Origin of the sequence: Pseudoalteromonas lipolytica, from assembly GCF_900116435.1 — a bacterium.
In the GTDB taxonomy this organism is placed as follows: Bacteria; Pseudomonadota; Gammaproteobacteria; order Enterobacterales; family Alteromonadaceae; genus Pseudoalteromonas; species Pseudoalteromonas lipolytica.
In genome coordinates this window covers 157,876-180,633 of sequence record NZ_FPAZ01000005.1, presented here as the reverse complement: position 1 = coordinate 180,633, position 22,758 = coordinate 157,876, and the positions used below count along the sequence as shown (strand labels likewise).

At 41.1% G+C, this 22,758-nt stretch carries 22 protein-coding genes, 1 pseudogene and 1 riboswitch; of the genes and pseudogenes, 6 read left to right on the top strand and 17 right to left on the bottom strand.

Translation table 11 applies throughout. The features are described 5' to 3' along the window. Nucleotides 1–28 precede the first annotated feature (28 nt). Nucleotides 29–184, bottom strand: a riboswitch (cobalamin riboswitch). 216 nt (nt 185–400) lie between these two features. Then, complete coding sequence (locus tag BM378_RS06705; RefSeq protein WP_074988861.1) at nt 401–883, bottom strand: YajQ family cyclic di-GMP-binding protein; 483 nt, start codon at nt 881–883, stop codon at nt 401–403. A 154-nt stretch (nt 884–1,037) separates the two neighbouring features. On the opposite strand from BM378_RS06705, the gene BM378_RS06700 reads away from it, so the two are divergent. Then, the gene (locus BM378_RS06700; RefSeq protein ID WP_074988860.1) at nt 1,038–1,388 is read left to right on the top strand and encodes a VanZ family protein; all 351 of its coding nucleotides are present in this window, start codon (nt 1,038–1,040) and stop codon (nt 1,386–1,388) included. Continuing rightward, nucleotides 1,381–2,283 carry a ketopantoate reductase family protein gene (locus tag BM378_RS06695; protein WP_074988859.1) on the top strand — a complete coding sequence of 301 codons (903 nt, stop codon included), beginning with the start codon at nt 1,381–1,383 and terminating at the stop codon, nt 2,281–2,283. The genes BM378_RS06700 and BM378_RS06695 overlap by 8 nt, the downstream gene beginning before the upstream one ends. A 121-nt stretch (nt 2,284–2,404) precedes the next feature. Here BM378_RS06695 and thiI read toward each other — a convergent pair whose 3' ends face one another. Continuing rightward, entirely contained in the window at nt 2,405–3,862 is a 1,458-nt protein-coding gene (thiI, locus tag BM378_RS06690) for a tRNA uracil 4-sulfurtransferase ThiI (RefSeq protein WP_036970869.1), read from the bottom strand. 109 nt (nt 3,863–3,971) lie between these two features. Then, nucleotides 3,972–4,625 (bottom strand): TetR/AcrR family transcriptional regulator, encoded by a 654-nt coding sequence (locus BM378_RS06685; RefSeq protein ID WP_036971760.1) that lies wholly within the window; start codon nt 4,623–4,625, stop codon nt 3,972–3,974. 218 nt (nt 4,626–4,843) lie between these two features. Between BM378_RS06685 and coaD the strand changes: the two genes are divergently transcribed. Both coaD and BM378_RS06675 read left to right on the top strand, forming a co-directional pair. Beyond that, nucleotides 4,844–5,326 (top strand): pantetheine-phosphate adenylyltransferase, encoded by a 483-nt coding sequence (coaD, locus tag BM378_RS06680; protein WP_036970871.1) that lies wholly within the window; start codon nt 4,844–4,846, stop codon nt 5,324–5,326. Beyond that, on the top strand, nt 5,323–6,699 hold the full coding sequence (locus BM378_RS06675; RefSeq protein WP_074988858.1) for a capsule assembly Wzi family protein: 1,377 nt from the start codon (nt 5,323–5,325) through the stop codon (nt 6,697–6,699). The genes coaD and BM378_RS06675 overlap by 4 nt, the downstream gene beginning before the upstream one ends. Nucleotides 6,700–6,710: 11 nt before the next feature. On the opposite strand, the gene BM378_RS06670 is transcribed toward BM378_RS06675, so the two are convergent. From BM378_RS06670 to argC, 9 genes and pseudogenes are all read right to left on the bottom strand, one after another. Next, nucleotides 6,711–7,244, bottom strand: coding sequence for a hypothetical protein (locus BM378_RS06670; RefSeq protein ID WP_074988857.1), 534 nt, complete (start codon nt 7,242–7,244; stop codon nt 6,711–6,713). Next, entirely contained in the window at nt 7,237–7,746 is a 510-nt protein-coding gene (locus BM378_RS06665) for a hypothetical protein (protein WP_074988856.1), read from the bottom strand. The genes BM378_RS06670 and BM378_RS06665 overlap by 8 nt, the downstream gene beginning before the upstream one ends. A 12-nt stretch (nt 7,747–7,758) precedes the next feature. Continuing rightward, the gene (locus BM378_RS06660; protein WP_074988855.1) at nt 7,759–8,283 is read right to left on the bottom strand and encodes a hypothetical protein; all 525 of its coding nucleotides are present in this window, start codon (nt 8,281–8,283) and stop codon (nt 7,759–7,761) included. 14 nt (nt 8,284–8,297) lie between these two features. Further along, nucleotides 8,298–8,504 carry a hypothetical protein gene (locus BM378_RS06655; protein ID WP_074988854.1) on the bottom strand — a complete coding sequence of 69 codons (207 nt, stop codon included), beginning with the start codon at nt 8,502–8,504 and terminating at the stop codon, nt 8,298–8,300. Between the two features lie 583 nt (nt 8,505–9,087). After that, a pseudogene (gene argH, locus BM378_RS06650) lies at nt 9,088–10,449 on the bottom strand (argininosuccinate lyase); the annotation flags it as partial. A 51-nt stretch (nt 10,450–10,500) separates the two neighbouring features. Then, on the bottom strand, nt 10,501–11,703 hold the full coding sequence (locus BM378_RS06645) for an argininosuccinate synthase (RefSeq protein ID WP_036970883.1): 1,203 nt from the start codon (nt 11,701–11,703) through the stop codon (nt 10,501–10,503). Nucleotides 11,704–11,712: 9 nt separating this feature from the next. After that, complete coding sequence (locus BM378_RS06640) at nt 11,713–12,633, bottom strand: ornithine carbamoyltransferase (protein ID WP_036970885.1); 921 nt, start codon at nt 12,631–12,633, stop codon at nt 11,713–11,715. Nucleotides 12,634–12,640: 7 nt separating this feature from the next. Next, nucleotides 12,641–13,402 carry an acetylglutamate kinase gene (argB, locus tag BM378_RS06635; RefSeq protein WP_036970887.1) on the bottom strand — a complete coding sequence of 254 codons (762 nt, stop codon included), beginning with the start codon at nt 13,400–13,402 and terminating at the stop codon, nt 12,641–12,643. Continuing rightward, the gene (gene argC, locus BM378_RS06630; protein ID WP_065978016.1) at nt 13,402–14,412 is read right to left on the bottom strand and encodes an N-acetyl-gamma-glutamyl-phosphate reductase; all 1,011 of its coding nucleotides are present in this window, start codon (nt 14,410–14,412) and stop codon (nt 13,402–13,404) included. Before argC ends, argB begins: the two co-directional genes overlap by 1 nt. Nucleotides 14,413–14,633: 221 nt before the next feature. On the opposite strand from argC, the gene argE reads away from it, so the two are divergent. Further along, nucleotides 14,634–15,788: an acetylornithine deacetylase gene (argE, locus tag BM378_RS06625; RefSeq protein ID WP_036970890.1), complete on the top strand. Its 1,155-nt coding sequence runs from the start codon at nt 14,634–14,636 to the stop codon at nt 15,786–15,788. Nucleotides 15,789–16,039: 251 nt separating this feature from the next. Here the strand turns inward: argE and panP are convergent, their stop codons facing one another. Beyond that, on the bottom strand, nt 16,040–17,668 hold the full coding sequence (gene panP / locus BM378_RS06620) for a pyridoxal-dependent aspartate 1-decarboxylase PanP (protein WP_036970892.1): 1,629 nt from the start codon (nt 17,666–17,668) through the stop codon (nt 16,040–16,042). A gap of 248 nt (nt 17,669–17,916) precedes the next feature. On the opposite strand from panP, the gene BM378_RS06615 reads away from it, so the two are divergent. Further along, nucleotides 17,917–19,776 (top strand): EAL domain-containing protein, encoded by a 1,860-nt coding sequence (locus BM378_RS06615; RefSeq protein ID WP_074988852.1) that lies wholly within the window; start codon nt 17,917–17,919, stop codon nt 19,774–19,776. On the opposite strand, the gene trmB is transcribed toward BM378_RS06615, so the two are convergent. The 4 genes from trmB to BM378_RS06595 are packed head-to-tail and all read right to left on the bottom strand — an operon-like array spanning nt 19,773 to nt 22,754. After that, nucleotides 19,773–20,438, bottom strand: coding sequence for a tRNA (guanine(46)-N(7))-methyltransferase TrmB (trmB, locus tag BM378_RS06610; protein ID WP_074988851.1), 666 nt, complete (start codon nt 20,436–20,438; stop codon nt 19,773–19,775). The two genes, BM378_RS06615 and trmB, sit on opposite strands and share 4 nt — an antisense overlap. Next, a complete protein-coding gene (locus BM378_RS06605) occupies nt 20,438–21,205 on the bottom strand; it encodes an ABC transporter permease (RefSeq protein WP_036970898.1) in 768 nt (255 codons plus the stop codon). The genes trmB and BM378_RS06605 overlap by 1 nt, the downstream gene beginning before the upstream one ends. Continuing rightward, nucleotides 21,205–22,134 (bottom strand): ABC transporter ATP-binding protein, encoded by a 930-nt coding sequence (locus BM378_RS06600; protein WP_036970900.1) that lies wholly within the window; start codon nt 22,132–22,134, stop codon nt 21,205–21,207. The genes BM378_RS06605 and BM378_RS06600 overlap by 1 nt, the downstream gene beginning before the upstream one ends. Next, a complete protein-coding gene (locus BM378_RS06595) occupies nt 22,131–22,754 on the bottom strand; it encodes a flavin prenyltransferase UbiX (RefSeq protein WP_036970902.1) in 624 nt (207 codons plus the stop codon). Before BM378_RS06595 ends, BM378_RS06600 begins: the two co-directional genes overlap by 4 nt. Between the last annotated feature and the right edge of the window lie 4 nt (nt 22,755–22,758).

Below are 22,758 nucleotides of genomic sequence, written 5' to 3'. Positions count from 1 at the left end.
CCCTAGCCTGTGCCCACCGCACACGCAAATAGTAAGTTAATTCAAGGCCGGTCTCCGGACTCTGCATATACTGAGCATACGCATTACCGTTGCGGGGGCAGTGTTGGCATTGTTTTCTCCTTGAAAACGCACCAGCTTCCCGATTATCTTGCTGTTATTTCAGCCTTTGAAATAGCATGTATCTAAGCAGATACAGCAAGCACCTTGAAAATAGGCTGCTATTGTGATGATTTTAGGAATAAATGTCAATGGACGTCTAAACTTCTAAATAAAGCTAGATAGAAAGTAAAATAAAAAAGCCAAACACGTTTATGTTTGGCTTTAGATTAGTCACAACTTCACCGTTCTTCTAGTAGAGCTGTGTGTTCATAGTCAGACAGTGCTTTCGCAATAAAATTAATTAATCGCGGAAGTTTTTGAATTGGAATGGTTGACCTAAATCAGCAGTACGAACAACTTGCATTGCTTCTTGTAAATCATCACGCTTTTTACCCGTTACACGTAACTCTTCACCTTGAATAGCGGCTTGTACTTTAATTTTTGAGTCTTTAATCAACTTGACGATTTTCTTTGCAACGTCTTTTTCAATACCTTGCTTAAGTGCCACATCACGCATGACGTATTTACCGCTGCGCGACTCATCTCTAAGCTCTAAACTAGATACGTCTAAACCGCGCTTTGAAATTTTCGCAGCAAGAATATCGAATAATTGCATAACTTGCTGTGGTGCTTCGGCTTTTAGCTTAATGACTTTGTCGTTTAATTCGATTGATGCATCAACACCACGAAAGTCAAAACGTGTTTCTAATTCACGCTTAGCATTATCCACTGCATTCTGCGCTTCGTTCATTTCTACTTCAGAAACAATATCAAATGAAGGCATGGGGTTCTCCTAACAAGGTTTTTAAAATAAATATGCCTAGGATTATAACGTCAATTTTATAAATCTTTACATTTTTCTGCACACCGTTCAGGTGCGATACGAAAATTGTTTGATATACTGCCCATTCATTTTTTAGGCAGTTTAAAGGTTTATTGTGACTAGGCGCATATACCAAATTATATTTTTAGTCAGCATTATTGGCTTCACTATTCTTTTCGCCAAAGAAATTAAAGGCGTAAGTAACCTATTCCCACATGTTGATAAAGTCGCGCATTTTGGCATTTTCTTCATACTGGCTATGGTGATGGATAAAGCGTTTAAATTACCCCTTATAGTGCAAATATTATTGCTTGCAGGGTACGGTGCTGCCATTGAGTTTATGCAAGATATGCTGCCTTATCGTCAAGCTTCAGTTGCCGATTTTGTTGCCGATTTTATAGGTGCTTCGAGCTACTTTATTATTAAACTTGGTTTTCATTTAGGTAATAAACAGCGCAATGGCTAATATTTTAATTGTAGGTGATGGTGCTATTGGCTTGTTATTCAGTCATTTTTTATCAGCTCAACATACTGTTACCTTATTAACGCGCAAGCCCACTTTGACCACCCGTTTTTATCAACCTTCAAATGGTAAATCACAACCTATTAACGCACGCCTAATTAATCATAAAGAACTTAACCAGTTTGCCCCATTCGAGTGGGTGTTATTTACGGTGAAAGCCTTTCAGGTTGAAGCTGCATTTAAGCAACTTCAACCTTATCTAGCTGAGCACTGCCAAGTTATCTTGTCTCATAATGGCATGGGCAATGTGGATGAACTTAACGCCGCGCTTTCGGCCCATCAAGGTCTATCATTTTTAACCACTCAGCAGGCGGGGTTCAAAGCAACTCAATACAGCGTGAATCATACTGGTGACGGTGCCAGTCTTTTAGGTACGTGTAATGATGCGGCGCGCAAAGTGCTAAAGCAGATCGAGCAGCACTTTAGCAGCTTACCTAATTTTAGTGTTACCGATGATATTCATACCCTTCGTTGGCAAAAACTGTTGGTGAATATCGCAATTAATCCGCTGAGCGCTATTCATAATGTAAAAAACGGTCAACTTCGTACGCCGCACTTTAGCTCGCGAATTATTAATTTACTCAGTGAGGCGTGCTTAGTTGCTAACAAACAAGGTATTTCACTCTCATTAAGTGACGCGCTAAATAATGCCTACAGTGTAATGAGTGCAACCGCCGCAAACTTTTCATCGATGCAACAAGATATTAGCCATAATAGAGCGTCTGAGATTGACGCTATTTGTGGGTATATATGTGAGCAAGGCGCTAAGCTTGGAGTGAAAACCCCCTACAATCAAGCCATGCTTAGTATGATAAAAGCCAAATCAGCGGGGCTTTAACAACACCCCTCTTCTATTGTGGCAGCTGGAAGGTGTGCCAATTAACAGCAAATTGAAAAGTCAGCGTCTTTCGTTAGGCATTAAAAAAGCGCGAAATTCGCGCTTTTCTATACCCGTTTACTTATGGGCGATACACTTTTACGTTGCTAAAGCCTTCTTCGTGTAAAATAAGCGCTTGTAGCTGGCTCATTACCCCTTTAGCACAATATAAGTAGTATTCTTTATCTTTTGGTAAATCACCAAACTTAGTCGCTAAGCGGAAAAATGGTAAATGAATTACTTCGATACCTTCAAGCTCTAGCGGGTTAGCGTCTTCTTCTTCTGGTGAACGAATATCAACAACCACTGCGTCTTTTGGAAGATCAGAGACTGACTCTGCTTCTTTCACTTCTTGTTTTGCTTCGGTATCAATGTCGCGGACATCCATAACACGTGCATTTTCAACCACCGTATTAAGTACATCAAAATCAAATTTAGCTTCTTCAGCTAAGATGGTTTTAATTTTTGCTTTAACTGTTGGTTTTTTAGATATTACACCACAGTATTCAGGCATACTCTCTGCCATTTCTGCTGTGCCAATTTTACGTGCAATATTAATAATATCTTGCTTGTCGTGTTGAATAAGTGGGCGAATGATCAGCGTTTCGGTGACACGGTCAATCACACTTAAATTTGCCAGCGTCTGACTCGAAACTTGGCCAATACTCTCACCGGTAACAAGTGCTTGTACACCTAGTTTTTCAGCCACTTGGCTGCCAGCACGCATCATCATACGTTTAAGTACAACGCCCATTTGGCTGTTTTCAATGTTTTCGAGTATTTCCGCTACGACGGGTTCAAAATCAACAGTGACAAATTTCACTTTATGGGTTGAGCTAAACTGTTTCCAAATGTAGTAACTTGCTTGCTTCACGCCAATTTCATGCGCTGCGCCGCCTAAGTTAAAGAACAAAAAGTGAGTACGAGCCCCTTTTCTGATCATTTGATAACTAGCAACACCTGAGTCGAAACCACCTGACATCAGTGATAGCACATCTTCTTGCGTTGGTAATGGGAAACCAGCCATACCAAAATGAGTCTCTGTAACAATGTAGGCTTTTTCGTCACGCACTTCTAAACGTACTGTTACCTCTGGGTGAGATAACTTAACGCGCGCGCCCTCTACATGTTGATTTAACCCACCCCCTACATAGCGTTCAACATCACTTGATGTAAAGTCGTGCTTACCTGAGCGCTTACAACGAACACAAAATGTTTTGCCTTCAATGGTGTGGCCGATTAATTCTTTGGCTTTTTGATAGATGTCATCAAGCGATTCGAAATCAGTCTCGGTTACTTCTATAAACTGTACGATCCCAGGTATACGCTTTAAGCCATCGATGATATCAAGACGGACTTGTTCTGACTCCAAGAGACTTACAACTGAAATATTATCCCAGTTGTTTCTTACTTGCACTTTTTCGTCAACACGACGTAAAACGATCTTAATGTTATTTTCTAATAACTTGGTAAAACGCTTACGTACAGATTTACTCTTGATAGCGATTTCTGGGTGTAATTTGACGATAAATTTAAGCATAGTTCACTCTTAGACTGTGGAATTCACACGCCTTGAGACATACCAACCTCAAGGGCGCGCGATTATAACAAAAATTATAGCGTCTAGGAAATAAACTGCTTCAGACGGATTATTGTGCCGTTGGTTCAGCGTTAGCTAAAGCTAAGTACTTCGCGCGTAATTGGTTAACTTGCGCTAGGCTATGCTCAGTACAGTGGGCTTTTAATAGTAATAACACCTTTAAAATACCGTGGTAAATATCTTGTCTTGCCAATTCACCACTTAAGCGACGCGCTTTGATATAAGGTGTCCAGAAACTCACTGTCATTTTTAACATATGAGCAAGCTCTGTTACATCAGCATCTTCAATGGTGATAATATCACCCGCTCTCAACGCTAATAAAACCTCTTTGACTTGTTCAAGTAATGCCGCCTGAAATTCGATGTAATCTTTTTTAAGGGCTTCGTCTCGCGACAAAATGTCACCCAAGTTGTCATAAAAAAACTGGTATCGCCACATCAATTCAAACAAAGAGTCTAAATACCCTGCTAAGTTTTCGAGTGCATCATCATCGGGGGTTAACGGCTTGAAGTGGGTGTGCAAGTGCTCACTATATAAAGCAAATATATGACGGATGATATCTTCTTTATTTTTAAAGTGATAATACAAATTACCCGGACTAATACCCATATGTGCAGCTATATGATTGGTTGTTATGGCACGCTCACCATGGAGGTTAAATAACTCAATGCTGGTGTGTATAATTTTATCCTTAGTGCTCATATGCTGATTACTCTGTTTTTTATGATTATTAAGTACTGAAAGCCAAGCAGTATAAACAAATGCGCGGCAATAAAATACTACCTTGAAAAAATCTAACCTCAATCGGTTTACCGTTCCTTTTTAGGGACAAAAACTAGTAAGATACGCGTATTTTCTAAGCTGCATACAGACTCAAACACTGTTAATATAACAAGCAAATTTATAGATAGCTGATAGTTATGAACGTTACTGCAATATATCCGGGCACATTCGACCCGCTAACAAATGGCCACACAGACCTAATTCATCGCGCTGCAAAAATGTTCGATCACGTTATTGTTGCAATTGCGCACAATCCAAGTAAGCAACCTTGCTTTACACTTGATGAGCGTGTTGAACTGGCCAATAAAATATTAGCGCACCTTGATAATGTCAGTGTTATCGGGTTTTCTGGTTTACTGGCTGATTTAGCGCGCGAGCATAAAGCAGAAGTTCTTATTCGCGGTATTCGTGCGGTGTCAGACTTTGACTATGAATTTCAATTAGCAAACATGAACCGCCGCCTAAACCCTGATTTAGAGAGCGTGTTTTTAACGCCTGCCGAAAAAAATTCTTTTATCTCTTCAACCTTAGTGAAAGAAGTAGCACGTCATCATGGCGATGTAAGTGAATTTGTTGACCCAATAGTTGGCAAAGCATTACAGGAAAAAATACACGGATGAAATTAAAGAAGCTCATTAGCTTAAGTGCATTACTAATGATCTCTGCGCCAAGTATTGCTGGGCCATGGATAGAAAGCGATGACCCACTGCTACGCGCATCAATCGAAATGCTATTTAATCAAGGCGTTATTAAGCAACCGATTAATAGCTACCCGCTTATGTGGCAAGGAATTGCACGAGACTTAGCGTCTGTAAATACCAGCCAACTTAACGCGCAAAGCTTGTTTGCTTATCAGCATGTAAAACATGCGTTAGATAATGCGAAGCAAAAAACCAGCTCGAGTGTGCGCTTAAATTACAATAGCGAGCCTGAAACACACCAAAGCTTTGGTAAACGCCACCAGCAAAAAAGCGGTATAAATAGTTACGGCTCAATCACAGGTCAGCGTGTCAGTGCAAAAGTCAGTGTTAATTACGCCGATGAGGCACTCGATACACAGCATGTTAATTACCAAGACAGCTATTTAGCTGTGCTTGTCGGTAACTGGTCTATTAGTGCTGAACAAGTCAGTCACTGGTGGGGGCCTAGTAACGAAAATGCGCTGTTACTCTCTAATAATGCCGCGCCCATGAAAGGACTGCGTTTTAGTCGAGCTAATAGCCAGTATGTTGGCCCACATTGGTTATCGTTTGTGGGGAATTGGCAGTTAACGGGGATATATGCCAAGCAAAAACCGTATCTAAACAGCAGTGAAAAAGGTGATTATTGGGCCCTCAGATTTGCCAGTACACCACTTATGGGACTAGAAGTTGCCTTTAATACTGCCGGCTCTGACTATTTAACATCAACCGAGCGTGATGTCATTGCATTAGAAAATAACGAATCGACTCACCGTTTAACAAGTTTTGATATTAAGTACTCAACAAGTGCGTTATCGCACCCTGTGGCATTCTACGCAGAGGTAATGGGTCAAAACAAAAGTGGTTTAGCACCCAGCGATCCGTTCTACACGTTAGGCGTTGAAAGTTATTTTGGTACATCGGATAGTTTATTAAAAACGTATTTAGAGTACTCAAACACAGAACAAACATGTGAACTACATAGCGAGTGTGTCTACGGCTCAGGAAGCTATACTCAACGCCAGCGACTTGTAGGAAGCTCAATACCACAACAAAGTAAATCGGCTATCCTTGGAGCCTATTACCATACTTTAGATGGCTATGGTGGACATGCAAAGCTACGATGGATTGATAGTGAACGCCTTGATAACGAAACCATTACCAGCGTAAGCCAATTGCAACTTGAACTTGGCTACCAACAAGCACTCTTCAATGGTCTTTGGAAAGTAACAGGGCTGGTCTCAAAAGATGAGATGGGCGACGACTCAAACACGAATACAGCACTTAGAACAAGCTGGGAATACCGTTTCTAGAGCGGGTGAGGTCAGGCTAATTTGGTTTGACCTCGCATGCTTCTATAAAGCTTTACTAACCCTAAAAAATCCTTATTACAAAACAGCGCTATAAGCATCATCATGTCCATGAGATTCACTGTAATAGTGTAAAAATCCCAAAACCACCACTCACCCGTATAAGTGTAGTTAATATCATAGTACATCCCTAAAAACAGCGATGTATTCACTAAAAGCCCCGTGTAAATATACAGTTTTGCAGGCACTTCAAGAAAAGTTTTTTGGTGGGCGACTAACCAGATAACGGCCAACATCAATAAATCAGAGCCAGCCCACATGACGTATGCAAAACTCGAATCTAACATATTGTAGCCAAACGCTATATTAAGTAATGGGTCACTAGCCATGTAAGAGATAAACATAGCCAGTGCCATCCACATCACTGTTTTATCACCATTTGGCGATGAAGACTTCTTCACCATGTTATATAAAAAGGCCATTAAAAATCCCCACATGATGAAAGTAGCGAGATAAAGGCCAAAGTTTTCTTGCAGGAGTTTAAGCACTGGGCAGTCTTCTAGTCGCTTTAGAACTAAAACGTTTCGCTACTGCTGCAAACTTAAAAAAATCCTTGTTAGTGAGTAATGCGACTATCATCATAAGATCAATAATATTTACGCCGAACGAATAGATACTCCAAAGAATCCAAGGAGTACGATTTTCAACAAGTACGATATCTACAAAAATAGAAAGCATCAAAAGAGAGTTTAAAAACAAGCCTACAACGACATAATAAATGGCACAGAAAGAGTCGGCTCGCCCACAGTAAATCCAAATAAATATGGCCGCGATGGTTATAACATCAAAGTAAAACCAGTTCAGATAGATATTGCTTGATAAATTTAATACTCCACTCAAGAAGTATGAAAGCATCATTATCAAGGACAAAACGACAAGACGTTTATCTGGTTTGTTAATGTGGGTTACTAAATTGAAAAGGAATGCCATTAAAAACCCCCATTCAATGAAGGCTCCTATCAGGCTTCCTACTACATCACTGATATACATAGCTTAACTTTTTTAAGCTAACTTATGAGTTTTGAGAGAATTATGTATAAATGTTTTAAACTTATTCAATCCAAGAAAGTCACGATCAACAATCAAAGCAACAATCATAGATAAATCAACTATATTTACACCAAAAGAATAAATATCCCAAAAGAACCAAGGTTGAGTATTTCCGTAAATAAATAGGTCCAGATACATTAGCAAGAATAACGTTGTGTTAATACTTAAGCCAACTATAAGGTAAAGAAATGAAGGGGTAGTTTTTTTAAAAACGAAATAAGATGAAACCAAGAATACTATGGTCACAACATCATATAATGCCCAATCGAGGTAAGTAGCTGGGACTGGTGATAACCAAGTAAATAAAAAATCCCCTGCCATATAAGAGGTTGCCATTATGAATGAACTGAGCAACAAGGTCGTTTTTCTCTTCACTCCTAATGTATACACAAATACATTAAAAAAGAACGCCATTAACATGCCCCATACAACAAAGGCCGACAATGAAAAAACACCAAAAAGCTCAGTTAGAAACATCCATTACCCGTCATTTATTCTTCTTTCTTCTTATTTGGAAAAACAGCGCCGCCACCGCGTTGAAGATCAATACCACTTGATAGAGACAGCGCTTCGTTTGATAAAGTTACTGTATCAGATTGCAGGGTTTTATTACTAGTAGTTTGTTCCAAAGCGGGCTTTGTTTGTTGCATTTGGCTGTAAGCTTGCATTTGAAGTTGGCTATTGTTCGTAACTTGCATCAGTTAAATCCTTTAAAATTATTAGTTGTTTACAATAAGCTTACAACAGGTTGTAAGCTGAGTTAAGCGTTCTCATTCTTTTGACGCTTTTTGCAGTAAAATAACTGCTGTCTCTAACATTGCAATTAGTGATCCAACTTTTTAGAAACAACGATCATTTGGATCAATTCCCGGTGATCTTTGTAAATCTTAGGCATAAAAAAACGCACAGGGGTAACCGTGCGTTTTTCCTATCCAGGGAGTTAAGCCTCGTTTTTACACGGGATCACCGCATTATCACAAGACTTCAAAATGAATTTCGTTCTTTTAAAGTGAGCGACACACATTATTTTCATCGTGTATAAGACAAACAGCCTCATCACACTTTTTGCATAACGAGTAATACATTATGGCGTTGAGTTAATAGACATCGAGCCAAATTTTTGGCTATTGTTTATAAACTATCAGCACCACACTGTAGAATGTCTGTGCACGCTGTCACTTTGGTGCGGCAAGAATTCAGCCATCCATAGCTTTGAGCCGAAATAACAGAACCATTAATTCGGCATCAGCTTAATGTGCATTACACATCTTTATTAGCAGACTTCTTGGCATTATCGATGGCGCTCGTTACTTGTTCTAACGAGGTCCCCCCTAAAGCCTGTCGCGCTTTAATACATGCATCTATTTCTAATACAGGATATACATCTGATTCGAAAATGCTATGCACAGATTTGAATTGCTCTAAACTTAAATCTTCTAAGTTATTCCCTTCGGTAATAGCCATTTGCACTAAGGTGCCTACGATGTGGTGACCTTCTCTAAAGGGGATGCCTTTAGCCACTAAATAGTCAGCCAATTCGGTGGCGTTAGAGTGCCCCCCTTTTGCTGCGGCTAGGGTCTTTTCAGCATTAACTTTAATCCCTTTAATGCATGCTTGTGCCATATGAATACACGCAAGCCACGTTGGCATCGCATCAAACAAACCTTCTTTGTCTTCTTGCATATCTTTATTATATGCAAGTGGTAAGGCCTTTAAGGTCATCATCATGGCACTAAAAGCACCAAAAACCCGCCCTGTCTTACCCCGAATTAGCTCAAGTGCATCTGGGTTTTTCTTTTGTGGCATCAATGATGAACCCGACGTCACACCATCCGACAATTCAACAAACCCTGCTTCACCAGAATTATAGAAAATAAGATCTTCAGCCATACGAGATAAATGAATCATTGAGATAGAGGCACAGCTTAATAGCTCCACCACAAAGTCGCGATCAGACACTGCATCAAGACTGTTGCGCGTTGCAGCGGTAAAACCTAGCCCCTCGGCAAGCGTTTGCCTGTCAATTGGGTACGCCGTACCTGCCAGTGCACCACTGCCTAATGGACAAAAGTTCATACGCTTTTTCGCATCTGTTAAACGACTTTCATCACGCTCAAGCATTTCCACATACGCCATGCACCAATGACTAAAGAGCACGGGCTGCGCGCGTTGCAAATGTGTATAACCCGGTAAAATAGTACCCAGCTCACGTTCTGCTAAAGCAATAAATTCGGCCTTTAAATCAGCAATAGCGTCAAGTATATGATCCGCTGTATCGCGACACCATAAACGGAAATCTGTAGCAACTTGGTCGTTGCGGCTACGACCTGTGTGAAGTTTTTTTGCTAAGTCGCCAACTTTGTTAATTAATGCCGACTCAACATAAGAATGAATATCTTCATGCCCTGCCACAGCAACAGCCTGTGGATTAGCTTTAACCTCATCCAACAGAGTATTAAGTGCTGCGACAAGATCGTCGTATTCTTGTTGATTTAATACATCAACTTGTTTAAGCGCACCGGCCCACGCAACTGAGCCAATAATATCTTGCTCTGCAAGCTGATAATCAAAGGGAAGTGAATCGTTAAATTGCTTAAATGCTTCATCTGGACCCGTAGAAAAACGTCCGCCCCATAATGCCATTGAATTCTCTCCAAACGCTGATATTGCCCCGCTGAACGGGGCAAAATAAAATTATTTTTTCGTTAATGCAGAGATTCTGCTCGAAAGTGAGAATAAACGAATAAACCCTTCAGCATGTGATTGGTCGTATACATCATCTTCACCAAAGGTTGCAAAGTCTTCACTGTATAAGCTGTTAGGTGACTTCTTCTGTACAGCAGTTACTTGACCTTTGTACAGTTTAAGAACAATTTCACCTGTTGCCAGCTTTGAGAGTGATTCAGCAGCTGCAAGAATTGAATCTTTAAGCGGCGTAAACCAACGGCCGTCATACACTAAGTGTGAAAACTCACCACCCAGCACTTCTTTCCACTTGCGGCTTGATTTATCTAACACGAGCTCATCAACGGCTTGCAGTGCAGCCATGATTACTGTGCCCCCAGGTGTTTCATAACAACCACGCGATTTCATACCGACTAAACGGTTTTCAACAATATCTACACGGCCTACACCATGTGGCGCTGCGATATCATTTAGCTTAACTAAACAATCGTATGGTTTTAATGTCTCACCATTAACCGCAACCACTTCACCTTCTACTACGTTTAATGTCACATATTCAGGCTCGTTTGGTGCTTGCTCTGGAGAGTTAGTCCAGGTCCACACTTGATCGCTCGGTTGGCACCATGGATCTTCAAGCTCGCCACCTTCGTGCGAAATGTGCCATGCGTTTGCATCACGGCTGTAAATTTTTGTAGCAGATGCTGAACAAGGGATATTGCGCTCAGCCAAGTAATCTAGTAATGATTCACGGCTTGATAAATCCCATTCACGCCATGGCGCAATCACTTTAAGATCAGGGGCTAATGCTGCGAAACATGATTCAAAACGCACTTGGTCGTTACCTTTACCTGTGCAGCCATGCGACAGTGCATCAGCCCCCACTTTACGCGCAATCTCTACTTGTGCTTTTGCAATAATAGGGCGCGCCATCGACGTACCCAGTAAATAGGTACCTTCGTAGATAGAGCCTGTTTTTAATGTCGGATAAATATAATCACTGACCATTTCGTCTTTTAGGTCAACCACATAACACTCAGATGCACCTGAGGCGATTGCTTTGGCCTCAACGCCTTCAAGCTCTTCAGCACCTTGGCCTACATCAGCAACGAATGCGATAACTTCACAGCCGTAGTTCTCTTTTAACCACGGCACGATTGCCGATGTATCTAGACCACCAGAATAGGCTAATACGACTTTTTTGATTGAACTCATTGGTGTTCCTTAAACAAAATTTGGATTTAATAATGTGACAAGCAGTGCGTTTTGCGCATGCATACGATTTTCTGCTTGTTGAATAATTTTTGATGCAGGGCCATCCATTACCTCAGAGGTAATTTCAAATTCGCGATGAGCTGGCTGGCAATGCAACACTGTTTGCGCGCCCGTTTGATCAAGCAACGCTTGATTTAACTGGTACGGCATATATTTAGCCTTAACTTGCTCAAGTGGGGTTTTATCTCCCATAGATACCCACGTATCAGCATAGACTGCATTTGCGCCGACTGCCGCTTCAATTCTGTCACTGACCATCACAGATGCACCATTCATGGCTGCAATTTGCTCTGCTTGTTTGAGAATCTGTGAATCTGGAGAACTCCCCTTAGGGCAAACCGCCACAAAATCAGTCCCTAACGTTGCAGCAAGTAACATAAGTGAATGCGTCACGTTATTGCCTTCACCTAAATAAGCAAGCTTCAGTTTACTGACATCGCCGTGTACTTCTTGCAGCGTTAAGAAATCCGCTAATGCTTGGCATGGGTGGTATAAATCACACAGACTATTCACCACAGGCACTGACGAAAATTCAGCAAGCGTAGTTAATGTTTTATGTGCAAATACACGAGCCACAATACCGTCGGCCCAAGTAGAAATATTTAAAGCAAAATCTTTCACCGATTCACGTGCACCCATAGCCCCATTTTGTGAGTCTAAATACACAGCATGGCCACCTAATTTATTAATGCCTATATCGAATGATAAACGCGTGCGTAAGCTTGGTTTTTCGAATAATGTCACCACTGATTTGCCCGCTAACGCTTGGCTAAAATCAACAGGGTTTGCTTTAATTTTTTGCGCTAAGTCTAATAATTTAAGCGCGCCTTTTTGGTCTAATTCAAGACCCGATAAAAAGTGAGTTAACATGTAATACCTATGGTGTAATCTTTGTTCCAACGTGCTCGCCTTGCAATAAAGCGACTAAATTTTCTGGCTTTAACCAGCTTGAGATATACACACCACGTCGTAAATGTTGGGCAGCAAGAAGACTGGTCTTAACTTTGACCTCCATCCCGCCCTGAATAACTCCTTGAAGAATTAATGCATCTATTTGCTGCGTATTAAGTTGATGTAATGGTTGCTTATTTGCATCAAGTACCGCTTCTACATCAGTCATAAAAATAAGTTCTGCATCAAGCTCTTTCGCAATCGCTGCGGCCGCTTCATCTGCATTTACGTTGTACCAAAGTCCCTCTTCATCAAAACCAATAGAGCTGACTAATGGTAGACGGCCTTGTTCAATTAAGCTGGGTAAAATACTGTCGATACTGTCACAGCATTGCCCAACTTGCCCCAACGCTTTTAATTTTTGCTTAACCACAACACCGGCTTCATAAAGGCTCATACCCACAGGTTTATGACCCGAGGCAATGGCTTGACTCATTAGTTGTTTATTAGCACAGCCAGCTAACGCCCCAACGATGTATGGCATTTGTTCTTTTGGACTGATACGTAAACCTTGGTGCTTAGCACTGGCGAATCCCGCATCCATAAGCCATGCATCAACTAATGCACCCCCACCATGAACAATCACAAAGTTGGCTTGCTGTTGTGAGATTAAAACATCAAATAGGGCTTTTGCAGCATCGGCAGTATTTAATACCGCACCGCCAATTTTAATGACCCATGTTTTCATCATAACGCTCCTACTAATCCGGTATGATGAGGTATACCCATCGCTAAATTAATACATTGCAATGCTTGCCCAGCCGCCCCTTTTAACAGGTTATCAATGGCCGACATAACAATGAGCTGTTCGCCTTTTTGTTGCCACGCAATATCAACATACGGCTGTTTAGCAACGCCTTTAATACTGGGTATTTTGCTTCCAAGTAAACGAATCAACGGTTCATCGGCTAACACCTGATACGCTTCTGTTACTTGCTCTGGTGTTACACCGGGTTTTAATTGCACATAAATAGTTTCTAAAATTCCCCGCGGAAAATTCCCCAAATGCGGGGTAAATAACACAGGATGGCCTAAATGTTGTTCAATTTCAGGTGTGTGCCTGTGGTTAAATAACCCATAAGGCGCAAGTGATACTTCGCAAAAATGCGTATTAACACTCGCTTTTCTACCCGCCCCCGTGACGCCTGACACGGCATTAATAATAATTGTTTGCTCTGCTAATAAGCCGGCTTCTTTCAATGGTTTTAATGAGTTAAGTGCGGCTGTAGGATAACAGCCTGCAACCGCAACCAAATTTGCCTGACTGATTGCATCCGCATTCCACTCTGCTAGTCCATAGGCTGCTTGTGTTAAAAGCGTTGGATGCTGATGCGCAAAGCCATAGTAAGTGAGGTAATCCTCATTCCCAGCTAAACGAAAGCCGCCTGATAAATCGAATACTTTTTTACCCATTGCTAAAAATCGAGGAGCAAGGTCAACACTCACTTCATGATCTGTACATAAACACACGTAATCAGCATGCTGTTCGATGTCGGTATAAGCGGCTGCTGTTAATGGCTGTAATGGATGGTCTAAAAGCCCTAAATGCTCAGGATATAAGTCACTTAAACACTTATTTTTATCTAAGCTGCCCTCAGAGACATAACATGCCTTTAAAGTTAGTTGTGGGTGCTTGGCGACTAAACTCGCAAGCTCTGCGCCGCTATATCCACTTGCGCCAATAATCACTACATTCATTGCTTGGTTTTACCTATTTAACTTATCTATTTACACATTTAAAACTACTCGCTGTTTAGCGAATAAAAACACTATCTAAAGTAATGAAATAAGGTTATCGTCGTTTTGTGTTCATACGCTACTTTAAAGTATATTTATGCTCAAAAAGTGAATTGATATTCATAATAAATACTTTTATATTGTTATGCAATTAGATTGAATAATTATTTTTGGATTTTTTTATGTCGCTTCCCTCTTTTTTATCGATGTATCAACAATTGATTGCTGCGCCTTCAATTAGTGCAATTGAAGACTCTTTATGCATGAGCAATAAAGAGGTCATTACCTTACTTGCCAATTGGTGCGAAACCTTAGGCTTTAGCTGCGAAATTACAGAGCTTGAGCATGGCAAAGGTCGCTTTAATTTATTAGCGAGACGGGGTGAAGGTGAAGGGGGGCTGATGTTAGCGGGCCACACCGATACCGTGCCATTTGATGACAGCCGCTGGAATTATGATCCGTTTAAATTAAGCGAGCATGACAACAAGTTATTCGGTTTAGGCAGCATTGATATGAAAGGTTTTTTTGCTTTTGTACTGCAGGCCATTAGTGAGCTTGATGCAAGCCAGCAAACAGAGCCTTTATTAATTTTAGCCACAGCCGATGAAGAAACGACAATGGCGGGTGCTCAGCAAATATGTCGCCACCCTAATTTAAAGCCCGCGCGCTGTATTATTGGCGAGCCAACAGACATGACACCGGTGTTTACTCATAAAGGCCACATGAGTTCAGCGATTCGCGTTGTGGGTCGTTCGGGTCACAGCTCAGACCCTGAGCGAGGCTTAAATGCCATCGAAGTCATGCATAAAATGATTACAAAACTGTTAATCATTAAAGACGAATTAAAGAATAAATATTCAGTTGAGCACTTTGTAATACCGTACCCAACATTAAACCTAGGTCATATTCATGGCGGCGATAACGCAAACCGTATTTGTGGCTGCTGTGAAATGCACATTGATATGCGCCCACTACCCGGTTTAAGCGTACAAGAGCTGCAAGCCATTTTGATTAATGCAGCCAATGAAATAAATACTGAGTATCCAAACGCTGTCAGCGTTATTGACTTACACGACCCAATACCTGCATTCAGCGGCAGCACAGATAGCGCTTTAGTAAAACTGGCAGAAAAGGTGTCAGGCCAACCTGCGGTTGCAGTTAACTACTGCACCGAAGCGCCGTTTATTCAACAATTAGGCTGTGAAACGATTGTTATGGGGCCAGGGTCAATCAACCAAGCACATCAGCCTGATGAGTTTTTAGCCATGGAAAAAATCAAACCATCGCAACAGATCATCAGTGAAATGATTAAGGCTAGCTGTTTTCAAAAGGCATAATACCATTTTGCAATAATTTTTAATCATTTTGAGGGATTAAACCAGTCGCTAACTGCGTTAAAAATTGCTGATTTACGACTGCATAGATGCAGAAGGTAGAGCAATGCAGGAGCAATTGCCGAGAATACCTAAATAACGAAATTTTTGCATTGTTATCAACGAGCTTTTATTGCCTCAACCTTGCTCATTGAAATACGCAAATTGGTATAAAAAAAGGAGCTTTCAAGCTCCTTTTTACTTATTTATATCACCTAATCCATGTACTTACTTAAATACTTTTTAAATACAGGATCTGTTTTAGACAGTTCTTTTTGCTCTGCAAGAATATCTTTTAATATAGCCTTTGACGTAAGCGGATTCGCTAACACAACTCTAAACACCACGGTAGGCTGGTAATCGTATTGCGCAGGGGTTAAACGTGTACGCGATACAAACGAACGCCCAGCTTCACGCTGACGTTTTTGCATACTGGCCGTAAAACGGTTCAGTGAAGCATAAATATCGAGTTTAGTTTCTTCGTCAGCATTTTTAAGTTTTTCTTGAATCTGTTTAGGGACATATCGATAGGTTAATAAACACAATTCAGGTTCTGAAATCAGCTCAAAGTCTTCGTCTTGCCTAATTAATTCAGCAAAGGTACGTGCTTTAACGATACTGCGGTCAATCAGCATCTCGTAACCTTTACGACCAATGACACGTAAGCATGCATGCACCAACATTGCCATGCCTGGGCGACTACCTTCAAGCGTATGACTCCCCAAATCTTTTGAGCCTTTACGTAAAATATACTCTGCATGATGCTCAATCGCATCGGTTGCTGCTGGGTCTTTAAATAACACTAAACCAGCGCCCATTGGCACATACATCTGTTTGTGGGCATCGATTGTAATTGAATCGGCTCGCTCAACACCACTCAATAAATGGCGATAGTTTTGCGATAATAAGGTTGCTCCTCCCCATGCTGCATCAACATGGAAATGACAGCCCAATTCTTCACTTAAATCAGCCATATCATTAAGGGGGTCAATACTGCCTGTTTCCGTAGTACCCGCAACACCTACCAGCGCCATTACCTTAATGCCTGCCGCTTCCAGTTCTTGCGCTTTTTCACGCATGGCTTGAATGTCTACTTTATTGTTCTTATCGGTTTTTATTGCAATGATATTGTCGCGACCAATTCCCAATAAATCGACTGTTTTACCAAGAGAGTAATGACCTCGTTCAGAAACCAGTACAGCAAGCCCTTTATAGCCATAATGCAACATACCCGCAATTAAGCCTTGAGCTGCAATTCCTTTGTAATCGCCATCCGCTCTTAATAAACGGTTTCGTGCAATCCACAGTGCGGTAATGTTGGCAACTGTCCCCCCTGAGCAAAATGCACCGAGTGACGTTTTTGCACTATGCATCCACTTACTGTAAAACGCATCATCTTGTCCATATACAAGGTGATGCATCATACCAAGCACTTGTCGTTCAAGTGGGGTAAACGCTTTTGAGGTTTCAATTTTTACTAAGTTTTGATTCAGACCTACCATCAACTTTGATAACGGCAGTACAAAGTGCGGTAAAGCAGAAGTCATGTGGCCAATAAAGCTAGGCGCGGCTGTATGAACTGAATGCGCAACAAGTTGCTCCATAATATCTTGAGCATAGTCAGATACAAATGTGGGCTCTTCTGGAATCATTGCCGATTGAAAGTCTTTCTCTATCTCATGAAGAGGCTTCTCAATCGCAGCAATATTCTCGTTTAAGAATCCTGCAAGGTTGCTTGAAATCTCTGATTCAATTTTACTCAGTGTCGAGTCTGGTGCTTCTGGCACCGTAAAAATACGAATCAAACTTTCTTTAGAGGCGACGGCACAACGCTTTTGATCCATCCTAATACCCATTATAAGCAGCTTAAAAATGAACCCAATGCAGGAACATTGAGGTTTACATTTTGCGGCACTGTTTCTATGAAATTGGCTAACTTTACTGGAATATCATGAAAATGTCTCGCTTAAAGCCAAAAAGCCATGCTTTCGGTGACAAAAAAATGATCGATGGGTGAATTTTGTCGTAATTTTCTGCTATCAGCTGCGTATTTTTTAAGTATAATCAAGTCATAACTGCAAAGGGAACACCTATGCCGAATGGAATGCAAAGAACACGCTGGCTTATTTATGGTTTTGCCGCATTTTTTATTAGCTTATTTGGCTATATTTATTACACCTATGAATCAACACGTAGTGAGATAATGGCGAATGTTGATGCCAAATTACTCAATGCGGCAATCAGTGTTAAGCATATTTTAGGGGATGATTATCATACCCGTGTGAATGCAGGCCAAACTATTTCACCTGAGCTGTATAAAGATAAGAGCAGGGCTTTATCTGACTACGCTAAGCAAATGCAGGTAGCGTATGTATATGCGATGGTGCTGCGCGATGATACGGTATTCTTTAGTGCCTCTAGCTATACTCAAAAAGATCACAACAGTGGACGCGTGACACACTTTTTAGATGCGTACCCTGAAGCCACCGACATCAATAAAGAAGCTTTTTTTTCGACAGAACCCGTTTTTGAAATATCACAAGATCACTGGGGCAACTTTAAAAGTATCTTTGTGACCTTTGTTGACAAAAACGGCCACACTTATATTACAGGTGCAGACATTGCTATTGATGATCTCAATGAGCAACTGCAACACAGCATAACAAAAGCAACCATTACAAGCGGCTTCTTTTTCTTTATTGTTGCTTTAATCGCGTGGCTTTATTTTTTACAGCTTAAACGCTCACTCCTGACTGATGCTCGCACCGGCTTTGCCAATCATATTGCGCTCGAGAATTACATAGAAAGAACAACCAGACACCGCATGGAACTTGCTGTTATCAGTATCAATGAGCTTGAGGATATTAGTAGTTTTTATGGCACCGATGTCAGCGATAGAGTGATGGCTAATTTACTCACATATTTTCAATCCCGCATACCAAGCGAGAGCGCAACCTTTCGTTTAGCGACGAATAAAATCGCATTATTGAATATTCGCAACGCTGAGCAACGTATTGACGATATTATCAATACCTTTAATCACGCAATTCCCGTGCTAAGCGAGCCATTTATTTATATTACTTTGCATGCTGGAGTCGCCTCGTGTAACAAACTCATGCTCATAGAAAATGCACATATAGCCTTGCAACAAGCCAAGTTAAATAACCAACGTATTGTTCGCTATGAGAATGTATTTAAACAAGTTGAAGAGCAATTTAGACACAACGTCACTCTCGCTAAAGAAGTTAGAGAAGCGTTCGATAACAATCGAATCGTGCCCTACTTTCAGCCAATTTATAACACGGAACTGAAGCAAATAAGTCACTATGAAAGCTTAGCCAGAATGGCAACTGCACAAGGTCGGATTCATTGCCCTGATTACTTTATGGCTGTATTAAAGCGCTCACGCATGGACGGGTTGTTAACACGCACCATGTTTTCACGATGTATTGAGCAATTCAGAAAGACAAATGTGCGCTGGAGTATCAATATCACCGCGCAAGATATTCTCGATCCAAGTTTAAGTGAATTTCTAGAGCAGCAATTAAGGCGTTACCCAAAACCACACAATATTATTTTTGAGTTTCATGAAACTGAAGCCATTGCATACTTTAGCCAAGTGAAAGCCTTTATTAGTTTATTAAAGAATAAAGGGGCGCAAGTGATGATCAATGAATTTGGCGCGGGGTACTCAAACTTGTCTCACATTTTAAAGCTTGAAGTGGATGGCTTAAAGCTCGACAAAGACCTAGTAAGCCAAATACACAATAATGCCGATAGTTTTATGTTTATAGAGCATTTAGTGAAGTATGCTCAGCAATTAAACTTAGCGGTTATTGCTGAGCAAGTAGAAAGTGAGCAAATTGCCGATGCACTTTCACGTGCGGGTATCACACTCATGCAAGGTAATTATTTTGCCCCACCCACTCCCTACATTAACACGCAAATTTAAAGGTTTATGACTAAGCGGTGGCTCTGCTGTCCACTGGCCCAATACTTTCGCTCGAACGGCGTAATAGGCACATCGTGTTCATAGCGTTCAACTTGGCATGGATGTCCAGCCAACTCAAGGGCGCGAGCGAACTCTTTAACGTAGATATCCCAGTTACTTCTGAGCTCTAATCGGCCGCCAAGTTTAACAATAAATGGAAAAATTGCGGCCCCATGCCAGCGCCTTTGTAAGTGCTTAGCTTTTGGCCAAGGGTTTGGATAAAGCAGATAATGGTGAGTTGGCTGCCAATTTGCTGCAACCGCTAAACGCCAAAAATCATTTAAATCAGCTTGTACCAAAATATACTGGCCAGTGTCTGTTTGTTTATATTCAATATCGTGCTTATCTAAACGATGTGACGACTTGTCAATTCCAATAACAAGTGCCTCTGGGTGGCGCTTAGCAAGATTAGCGGTACTCTCTCCCACCCCACAGCATGAATCAAGAATAATTGGTCCATTGAATGCGTGAACTTTGTCATTCACTTGGTCAAATGCAGCTTGCGTGTGCGCTGCAATTGGTTTTTTAAACTCTGCACTTAAGTGCTTTAAAACAATCTCGTCTAGCTTGTCATGCAAGCCGGGTTGATTCGATACAATACTTCTCGAATTTGCATCTGTCATTAGTGTCTAAGCCCCACACCGCGTTTAATTAGCGTTAAAGCTAACGTAAATAACCCCACAATAAATAACCCTAGTACACCAAACGCGACCGATAAGTCGACATCCGACACACCTAAGAAGCCATACCTAAATGCATTAACCATATATATAATTGGGTTTACTTGCGATACCCCCTGCCAAAACTCAGGTAACAGGGTAATCGAGTAAAACACCCCACCTAAGTAGGTTAATGGCGTTAAAATGAACGTAGGTATAATACTGATGTCATCAAAGCTATTTGCGTAAATTGCATTTATTAAGCCCCCCAGAGCAAATACGGCTGAGGTTAAAATCACAGTCGCCATAATCACGAAAATATTGTGAATTTGAATATCAACAAATAGCAAAGACACGCACGTAACAATTAAGCCAACCAACATGCCTCGTGTCATACCTCCACCCATGTAGCCTAGTACAATGATGTAATTAGGCACCGGTGCCACAAGTAGCTCTTCGATACTTTTTTGGAATTTAGTGGAATAAAAGCTCGACGCCACATTAGAGTAAGAGTTAGTAATCACCGACATCATGATGAGGCCAGGTACTATAAATTCCATGTAGGAAAAACCACCCATATCACCAATGCGTGAGCCAATTAGGTTACCAAAAATAACAAAATAAAGGCTCATCGTAATTGCTGGCGGTACCAGCGTTTGCACCCAAATACGTAAAAAACGAATACACTCTTTAATCCAAATACTCTTTAGCGCTACACCATATTTAAACATTATTCGCCTCGCCCTTGTTCTAATAAACCCACAAACAACTCTTCTAATCGATTGGCCTTATTACGCATACTGAGCACTGTATTGCCTTGCTCGGTTAACGCCGTAAACACCTGATTTAGCCCCTGCGATTTAGCCACCTCAACTTCTAAGGTATGATCATCGGTTAAAGTAAACTGATAACCATCAAGGCTGATAGGGTTAACTGGCTGTTTTAAGTCAAGCACGAAGGTTTCTTTATCAAGCTTGGCAAGTAACGCTTTAATTGTGGTGTTTTCGACAATCACACCACTATCAATAATAGCGATGTTCTTACACAACAATTCCGCTTCTTCTAAATAGTGCGTGGTAAGAATAATGGTAACGCCTTGTTTATTGATTTCACGCAAGAAATCCCACATAGAGCGACGCAGTTCAATATCAACCCCCGCCGTAGGCTCATCAAGAATAAGTAACTTTGGTTCGTGCATAAGCGCACGGGCAATCATTAAACGGCGCTTCATTCCCCCCGATAACGTGCGAGCTTGTTTATCTTTTTTCTCAAATAAACCAAGTTGTTTTAGGTATTTTTCAGCACGTTCATGAGCAAGCTTTCTTGGTACGCCATAGTAGCCAGCTTGATTAACTAATATTTGGTTAAGCGTTTCAAACTGGCTAAAGTTAAACTCTTGCGGTACTAAGCCGAGCTCTGATTTTGCAGCTTCGAGATCTGTATCGATATTATGACCAAAGACTTCAACACGGCCTGCGCTTTTATTCACAAGTGATGAAATCACGCCAATTGTGGTTGATTTACCCGCCCCATTGGGACCTAACAAAGCAAAAAAGTCGCCTTGTTTTACCTGTAAATCAATCCCTTTTACGGCTTCAACGCCATTTTTATAAACCTTTTTAAGGCCTTCAATATTTAATGCGATTGTCTGTTCGCTCACTGTTTGCCCTCTCCATAACCCCAACGTTTCGTTAGAGTATGTTCAATATGTAAATGATCTAAAATACGTGCCACCATAAAATCGACCAAGTCAGAAATGTGCTCAGGTTTATGATAAAACCCGGGTGCTGCAGGCATAATGGTGACACCCAATTTTGCTAACTTGAGCATGTTTTCTAGGTGTATTTCACTAAAAGGTGTTTCGCGTGGCACCAAAATAAGCTGACCACGTTCTTTAATAACCACATCAGCAGCACGTTCCAATAAGTTATCAGATGCGCCAACGGCAATGGCCGAGACTGAGCCTGCACTGCAAGGACACACCACCATTTTTTTAGGGGCTGCCGAGCCCGATGCTACGGGGCTAAACCAATTATCTTTACCAAATACTTTTAGCTGCTCTGGGGCTGCATTGAACAGCTTACTAAGCTGCTCTGTCGCTTTGTCTTCATTACCTGAAAGCTTAATATTTGATTCGGTATCAAGTACCACACGCGCAGCGCTTGAGATCAACACGTACACTTGAAACTGTTGTTCTAATAATACTTCTAACAACCTTAAACCGTAAGGCGCGCCCGACGCGCCACTAAACGCTAGGGTTATTTTATCTTTAAATTGCATACAG

Bases quoted from the DNA above. Each gene is read 5' to 3' on its own strand.
- BM378_RS06615 (WP_074988852.1), top strand. From the start codon at position 17,917: ATGCCGAATGGAATGCAAAGAACACGCTGGCTTATTTATGGTTTTGCC.
- thiI (WP_036970869.1), bottom strand. From the start codon at position 3,862: ATGCTTAAATTTATCGTCAAATTACACCCAGAAATCGCTATCAAGAGT.
- BM378_RS06685 (WP_036971760.1), bottom strand. From the start codon at position 4,625: ATGAGCACTAAGGATAAAATTATACACACCAGCATTGAGTTATTTAAC.
- BM378_RS06655 (WP_074988854.1), bottom strand. From the start codon at position 8,504: ATGCAAGTTACGAACAATAGCCAACTTCAAATGCAAGCTTACAGCCAA.
- argE (WP_036970890.1), top strand. From the start codon at position 14,634: ATGTCGCTTCCCTCTTTTTTATCGATGTATCAACAATTGATTGCTGCG.
- BM378_RS06605 (WP_036970898.1), bottom strand. From the start codon at position 21,205: ATGTTTAAATATGGTGTAGCGCTAAAGAGTATTTGGATTAAAGAGTGT.
- trmB (WP_074988851.1), bottom strand. From the start codon at position 20,438: ATGACAGATGCAAATTCGAGAAGTATTGTATCGAATCAACCCGGCTTG.
- panP (WP_036970892.1), bottom strand. From the start codon at position 17,668: ATGGATCAAAAGCGTTGTGCCGTCGCCTCTAAAGAAAGTTTGATTCGT.
- BM378_RS06660 (WP_074988855.1), bottom strand. From the start codon at position 8,283: ATGTTTCTAACTGAGCTTTTTGGTGTTTTTTCATTGTCGGCCTTTGTT.
- coaD (WP_036970871.1), top strand. From the start codon at position 4,844: ATGAACGTTACTGCAATATATCCGGGCACATTCGACCCGCTAACAAAT.
- argC (WP_065978016.1), bottom strand. From the start codon at position 14,412: ATGAATGTAGTGATTATTGGCGCAAGTGGATATAGCGGCGCAGAGCTT.
- BM378_RS06645 (WP_036970883.1), bottom strand. From the start codon at position 11,703: ATGAGTTCAATCAAAAAAGTCGTATTAGCCTATTCTGGTGGTCTAGAT.
- BM378_RS06595 (WP_036970902.1), bottom strand. From the start codon at position 22,754: ATGCAATTTAAAGATAAAATAACCCTAGCGTTTAGTGGCGCGTCGGGC.
- BM378_RS06640 (WP_036970885.1), bottom strand. From the start codon at position 12,633: ATGTTAACTCACTTTTTATCGGGTCTTGAATTAGACCAAAAAGGCGCG.
- argB (WP_036970887.1), bottom strand. From the start codon at position 13,402: ATGAAAACATGGGTCATTAAAATTGGCGGTGCGGTATTAAATACTGCC.
- BM378_RS06665 (WP_074988856.1), bottom strand. From the start codon at position 7,746: ATGTATATCAGTGATGTAGTAGGAAGCCTGATAGGAGCCTTCATTGAA.
- BM378_RS06705 (WP_074988861.1), bottom strand. From the start codon at position 883: ATGCCTTCATTTGATATTGTTTCTGAAGTAGAAATGAACGAAGCGCAG.
- BM378_RS06675 (WP_074988858.1), top strand. From the start codon at position 5,323: ATGAAATTAAAGAAGCTCATTAGCTTAAGTGCATTACTAATGATCTCT.
- BM378_RS06695 (WP_074988859.1), top strand. From the start codon at position 1,381: ATGGCTAATATTTTAATTGTAGGTGATGGTGCTATTGGCTTGTTATTC.